Consider the following 5,694-nt stretch of genomic DNA (forward strand, 5'->3'; position numbering starts at 1 on the left):
GCGCGGCCGAGGTGGCCGGCGGGGACGTGGGCGGGCTCGGCTCCGTTGGCGGCGGCGACGAGGGCGGCTCCGGCTGGGTGGAGCCGGTGATCGTCGGCTGGCCGGGGTCGTCCGCGACGGCGTCGTCGCCGGAGCTCGCGACCAGGTAGATCCCCACGCCGATGGCCGCCAGCACCACGACCGCCGCGGCCACGATCAGGATCGTCGTCCGCCGCGCGGGCCCGTCCTTCTCCTGGTTCGCCGCCGGCTCATCCGACTCCGGTGGTAACTCGTCGCTCATATCGCCACGCACCAGCCGTTCTCCCGCTTCTCCAGCAGCAATGCCGTCTCGCCCTCGCCGACCCGCACCTGCGCGGAGCCGACCGCCCCTTCCAGCACCTCGACCCGGCCCAGCCGCACCGCTCGGCCCTCCGTGACGGAGTACAGCGTGCCCGGGTTCGCGCGCTCGCAGGTCAGCGCGGTCGCCGCGGCCTCGTTCCGGCCGTTCACCGCGTCAACGTAGTCGCGTGCGGCCGACTCCAGGTCGTCGGAGTTGTCGGCCGTCCGTTCGGGAGCGCTCGTCGAGCCCGCGCCGGTCTCCTCCTGCGGCGCGGTCGAGCCCGGGGCGGCCGTCGAGGTCGACCCGGGATGCGGCTCGCCGGCCTCGCCCGGCGGGTCCGGCCGGACGAACAGCAGATAGATCCCCACGACGAGGATGGCGAGCACCAGCAGCGCGCCCAGCAGCAGCACGGTGATCATGCCGGCGCGCCGGAGCAGGGGCCGCTGGGTGCTCAGGCAGCCTCCCCCTCACCGCAGAAGCGCCATTCGCCGCCCTCTTCGACGATCTTGATGAAGATGCTCGGCCGCTCGGTCGTGCCGGCCTGGGACAGCTCGAGGTCGATGTCGGCCGTCGCGGTGTTGCCGTTGACGTCGGGCTCGCCGCTCGCGCTGGCCGTGATCTCGTACGGCTCGAGGGTCTTCTCCAGGCTGGAGGTGTCCGTGCCGTACTTGCTCTTGTAGGCCGCGCACGCGCTGGCCACGACCGCGCCGAAGCTCTTGGTCTCGTACGCCTCCATGTAGGCGTCGCGCACGTCGTCGGGCGTGTTGGTGGAAGACGGCTCGTCGGTCGTCTCCTCGGTCGTCGGCGTGTCCGACCCACCGGTCGGCTCATCGCCGGAGGCGGGTGCCGAGGTCTTGTCGCTGTCCGCGGCCGTGTTCTTGTCGTCGTTCTTGTTGAGCACCCAGTAGGCGACTCCGCCGCCGCCGAGCACCAGCAGCACGATCAGCACGATAGCGACGATCATGCCGGTGTTGCTCTTCTTGGGCGGGGGTGGCGGCGGTCCGTAGCTGCCAAGTCCCTGGTAGGAGGACTGGCCACCGTAGGGCGGGGTCTGCGGCGGTTGCTGTTGGCCGTACGGGTCTTGCCCGTAGGGACCCGGCTGCTGCGGTGGGTAGGTCATCTGGGCCGGACTCCTTCGAGACGTGTTGCCAACACCAAGCTAGACGGAGCCGCCGAACGACCCGTTCCCCCCGAAACACATCGTATGGCCACGAAAACGGCGAACGCCGCCGGGATCGGCCCCGGCGGCGATCGTCATCGAGTCGTAGTGACCCGGCCCGATTCCGGTGAGATCGGCGTCACTGCAGGTTCTTGATGCACCAGCCGCTCTGGTCTTCCATCGTCATCGTCGCCGTCTGCTTGCCCGCGTCCTCGGGCAGCCCCTCGGGCAGGTCGCCGCTGAGAGAGATCGTGATCTCGGCGGTCGCGGTGTCCCCGTTCTCCTTGACCTCGCCGAGCTCGGCCTTCACCGTGATGCCTTCGGCGGGCTCGAGGTCCTTCGGGTCGGGCGCGTCTTCCTTGGCCTCATCACACGCCAGCTCGTTGAGCTTGTCGACGTCCTTGTTGTTGAACGCCGCGACGGCGTCCTCGGCCAGGGACTGCGGGCTGCCGGAGCCGCCGCCGGTGAGCATGAAGATGAGCACGATCGCGACAGCGATGACGAGCACGCCGCCGCCGGCGAGAATCCACGGCATGTTGCTCTTCTTCTTCGGACCGGGACCGTAACCACCCGGCTGGCCGTAAGGGGCCGACTGTCCAAATTGACCGGGTTGGCCGAACCCGCCGGCTTGCTGCGGCTGCGGTCCGGACGGCGGGTAGCCGCCCTGCTGCGGGTAGCCACCTTGCTGGGGGTAACCGCCCTGCTGCGGGTAGCCACCCGGCTGCTGACCTGGGCCTGGCTGGCCTCCTTGGCCGGGCTGCCCTCCCCATTGCCCTGGCTGCTGCGGCGGTTGCGACATCGGATCTCTCCTCGTTCGTGGCGATATCGTCGCCAAGTCTGGTGTGGACGCGAGCGTCGGCGGCGCGGCGTAGTACCTGACGCACCGTAGCGGGTAAGTGGTTCCCCCTCTCGCTGAGATGGCGCAATCTACCCAGGTCCAGATCCGTTTCGGCGACGTGACGCGACGGTACCGAGATGTGGATCCTCTTTTCTTGTCGGTATGCACCGGTACCGTGGTCGGAAGAGAATTAGCGGGAGGAGGTGCCGACATGCAGCACGATCGTCCCGGTGGTCGGCCTGAGGAGGCCGACGAGCACGGCGCTGGACCTGAGACCGGCTCTGGGCATGAACCGTCGGAGGCTGCCCAGATCCGGTTCCTCGAGGAGGAAGTAGCCCTGCTGCGCCGGAAGCTGACGGACTCGCCTCGGCATGCACGACTGCTCGAGCAGCGGCTTGCCGAGGCGTCGGAGCGGGTCAGCCAGCTGACCGAGCGCAACGCCAAGCTCGTCGAGACGTTGCGCGAGGCGCGGAGCCAACTGCTGGCCCTGCGCGAGGAAGTGGATCGCCTGGCCCAGCCGCCCAGCGGCTACGGCGTCTTTCTTGCCGGTCATGAGGACGGCACGGTCGACGTGTTCACCGCGGGTCGCAAGATGCGAGTCGCGGCGTCGCCGGCTGTCGAGGTGGAGCAGTTACGTCGCGGCCAGTCGGTGCGGCTGAACGAGGCCCTGACGATCGTCGAGGCGGGTGAGTTCGAGCGGATCGGCGAGGTGTCGGCGCTGCGCGAGCTGCTCGCGGAGCCGCAGGACGGGGTGCCGCCGTCACGCGCGCTGGTCGTCGGGCACGCCGACGAGGAGCGCGTGGTCTGGCTCGCCGACCCGCTGCGGGAGACCACGCTCAAGCCGGGCGACTCGCTGCTGGTCGACACGAAGTCCGGGTACGCCTACGAGAAGGTGCCCAAGGCCGAGGTCGAGGACCTGGTGCTGGAGGAGGTGCCGGACGTCGACTACGCGTCGATCGGTGGCCTGTTCCGGCAGATCGAGCAGATCCGCGACGCGGTGGAGCTGCCGTTCCTGCACGCCGAGCTGTTCCACGAGTACGAGCTGCGCCCACCCAAGGGCGTCCTGCTCTACGGCCCGCCCGGCTGCGGCAAGACGCTCATCGCCAAGGCGGTGGCGAACTCGCTGGCCAAGCAGGTGGCGGCCATCCGCGGCGACGGGAACGCGTCCGAGGCCAAGTCGTACTTCCTCAACATCAAGGGCCCGGAGCTGCTGAACAAGTTCGTGGGCGAGACCGAGCGGCACATCCGGCTGATCTTCCAGCGCGCGCGGGAGAAGGCCTCGGAGGGCACACCGGTCATCGTGTTCTTCGACGAGATGGACTCGATCTTCCGCACCCGAGGAAGCGGTGTGTCCTCGGACGTGGAGACCACGATCGTGCCTCAGCTGCTCAGCGAGATCGACGGCGTCGAGGGCCTCGAGAACGTCATCGTGATCGGTGCCTCCAACCGCGAGGACATGATCGACCCGGCGATCCTGCGCCCGGGCCGGCTCGACGTGAAGATCAAGATCGAGCGGCCGGACGCGGAGGCGGCGAGGGACATCTTCTCCAAGTACCTCACCAAGACCCTGCCGATCCACACCGAGGATCTGGCGGAGTTCGGCGGCGACCCGCAGGCGACCATCGACGCGATGATCCAGCACACGGTCGAGCGGATGTACGAGGAGACCGAGGAGAACAGGTTCCTCGAGGTGACCTACGCCAACGGGGACAAGGAGGTCCTGTACTTCCGGGACTTCAACTCCGGCGCGATGATCCAGAACATCGTCGACCGGGCGAAGAAGGCGGCGATCAAGTCGGTGCTGGAGACCAAGCAGCCGGGCCTGCGCGTGCAGCACCTGATCGACGCGATCATCGACGAGTTCGCGGAGAACGAGGACCTGCCCAACACCACCAACCCGGACGACTGGGCCCGCATCTCGGGCAAGAAGGGCGAGCGGATCGTGTACATCCGCACGCTCGTCACGGGCAAGAACCAGGAGTCCGGCCGGGCGATCGACACGGCCACGAACACCGGGCAGTACCTGTAGATCGGGTATTTTCGGCCGCATGACGACCAGGGCGGCGGGCATCGAGCGGGTCGGGCTCGGGCTCGCCGCCCTCGGCCGTCCGGCCTACATCAACGTGGGCCGCGGCGAGCTGCCGGCGGACCGCACCGTCGAGGCCATGCGCGCGGCGTCGTGGGAGGTGCTGGACCAGGCCTACGCGGCCGGCGTGCGGTGGGTCGACGTGGCCCGCTCGTACGGCCTGGCCGAGGAGTTCCTGGCCGGCTGGCTCGACTCACGCTCGCCGGCCGGGCTGACGGTGTCGAGCAAGTGGGGCTACGCGTACGTGGGGGAGTGGCGGCTCGACGCGCCGGTGCACGAGGTCAAGGAGCACTCGCTGGCCCGCTTCACGACCCAGTGGGCGGAGACGTCGGCCCTGCTGGGCTCGGCGTTGTCGCTGTACCAGGTGCACTCGCTGACCGTGGACAGCCCGCTGTTCGAGGACCTCGCGCTGCAGGACGCGCTCGCGGCACTGCCCGTGCGGGTGGGCTTCTCCACGTCCGGCCCGCGGCAGGCCGACACCGTGCGCCGCGCCCTCGAGCTGGAGCGGCACGGCGAGCGGGTGTTCACGGCGGTGCAGTCGACGTGGAACATGCTCGAGACGTCCGTGGGGCCCGCGCTGGCCGAGGCGCACGCGGCCGGCGCGCACGTGCTGGTCAAGGAGGCGCTGGCCAACGGCCGCCTCGCGGTGGACCCCCCAAAGCCGGTACTCGACCTGGCCGCAAGCCACCACACCACCCCCGACGCCGTCTCCCTGGCCGCCGCTCTATCCCAACCCTGGGCCGACACCATCCTCCTGGGCCCGTCGTCCGTGCCCCAACTGCACGCCAACCTGACCGCCCAGTCCGTCACCCTCACCCAGCCCGAGCTAACCGAACTCCGCGCCCTAGCCGAACCCCCACCCACCTACTGGGCCACCCGCGCCCGCCTCCCCTGGACGTGACCACCGCGCCCAACGTCACCGCGAGTCGGGGCTCTCAGCACACCGAGTCGCGGATTTCAGCACCTCCAGCGCCTCCGTGACGCTGGCCTCCACGCCGGCCTTGTCGATGCCCAGCTCGGTGAGCACGCCCGCGCCGTCCTCCTGCTCCAACAGCGCGAGCAGCACGTGCTCGGTGCCGATGTAGTTGTGGCCCAACCGCAGCGCCTCCCGGAACGTCAGCTCCAGCGCCTTGCGGGCCGACGCGTCGAACGGGACGAGCGCGGGCATCTCGGCGGCCGCCGGGGGCAGCTTCGCCGTCGCGGCCCGCCGCACCTCGTCCAGCGTCACGCCCCCCGACACGATCGCCCGAGCCGCCAGCGCCTCCGGTTCGGCCAGTAGCCCCAGCACCAGG

6 protein-coding genes and 1 pseudogene are annotated in these 5,694 nt (G+C 69.8%); 2 read left to right on the top strand and 5 right to left on the bottom strand.

Going from position 1 to position 5,694, the window contains the following annotated elements:
• The 4 genes and pseudogenes from ACRDSK_RS31155 to ACRDSK_RS31170 all read right to left on the bottom strand — a co-directional run.
• Positions 1-280: pseudogene (locus ACRDSK_RS31155) on the bottom strand (hypothetical protein); the annotation flags it as partial.
• Positions 277-738, bottom strand: a complete 462-nt coding sequence (locus tag ACRDSK_RS31160) for a hypothetical protein (RefSeq protein ID WP_431444974.1) — start codon at positions 736-738, stop codon at positions 277-279. The pseudogene ACRDSK_RS31155 and the gene ACRDSK_RS31160, both read right to left, overlap by 4 nt.
• A gap of 32 nt (positions 739-770) precedes the next feature.
• Positions 771-1,439, bottom strand: a complete 669-nt coding sequence (locus ACRDSK_RS31165; protein ID WP_431444975.1) for a hypothetical protein — start codon at positions 1,437-1,439, stop codon at positions 771-773.
• A gap of 178 nt (positions 1,440-1,617) precedes the next feature.
• Positions 1,618-2,013: a hypothetical protein gene (locus ACRDSK_RS31170; RefSeq protein WP_431444976.1), complete on the bottom strand. Its 396-nt coding sequence runs from the start codon at positions 2,011-2,013 to the stop codon at positions 1,618-1,620.
• A gap of 514 nt (positions 2,014-2,527) precedes the next feature.
• On the opposite strand from ACRDSK_RS31170, the gene arc reads away from it, so the two are divergent.
• Together arc and ACRDSK_RS31180 are read left to right on the top strand one after the other, a co-directional pair.
• The gene (arc, locus tag ACRDSK_RS31175; RefSeq protein WP_431444977.1) at positions 2,528-4,345 is read left to right on the top strand and encodes a proteasome ATPase; all 1,818 of its coding nucleotides are present in this window, start codon (positions 2,528-2,530) and stop codon (positions 4,343-4,345) included.
• A 19-nt stretch (positions 4,346-4,364) separates the two neighbouring features.
• Positions 4,365-5,303 (top strand): aldo/keto reductase, encoded by a 939-nt coding sequence (locus ACRDSK_RS31180; protein ID WP_431444978.1) that lies wholly within the window; start codon positions 4,365-4,367, stop codon positions 5,301-5,303.
• Between the two features lie 15 nt (positions 5,304-5,318).
• Here the strand turns inward: ACRDSK_RS31180 and ACRDSK_RS31185 are convergent.
• The coding region (locus ACRDSK_RS31185; protein ID WP_431444979.1) for a Clp protease N-terminal domain-containing protein at positions 5,319-5,694 on the bottom strand (376 nt) is incomplete at its 5' end.

It is taken from the genome of Actinophytocola sp., from assembly GCF_050699915.1.
Lineage (GTDB): Bacteria > Actinomycetota > Actinomycetes > Mycobacteriales > Pseudonocardiaceae > Actinophytocola.

Coding starts and splice junctions, on each gene's coding strand:
- ACRDSK_RS31160 (WP_431444974.1), bottom strand. CDS start 738: ATGATCACCGTGCTGCTGCTGGGCGCGCTGCTGGTGCTCGCCATCCTC.
- ACRDSK_RS31165 (WP_431444975.1), bottom strand. CDS start 1,439: ATGACCTACCCACCGCAGCAGCCGGGTCCCTACGGGCAAGACCCGTAC.
- ACRDSK_RS31170 (WP_431444976.1), bottom strand. CDS start 2,013: ATGCCGTGGATTCTCGCCGGCGGCGGCGTGCTCGTCATCGCTGTCGCG.
- arc (WP_431444977.1), top strand. CDS start 2,528: ATGCAGCACGATCGTCCCGGTGGTCGGCCTGAGGAGGCCGACGAGCAC.
- ACRDSK_RS31180 (WP_431444978.1), top strand. CDS start 4,365: ATGACGACCAGGGCGGCGGGCATCGAGCGGGTCGGGCTCGGGCTCGCC.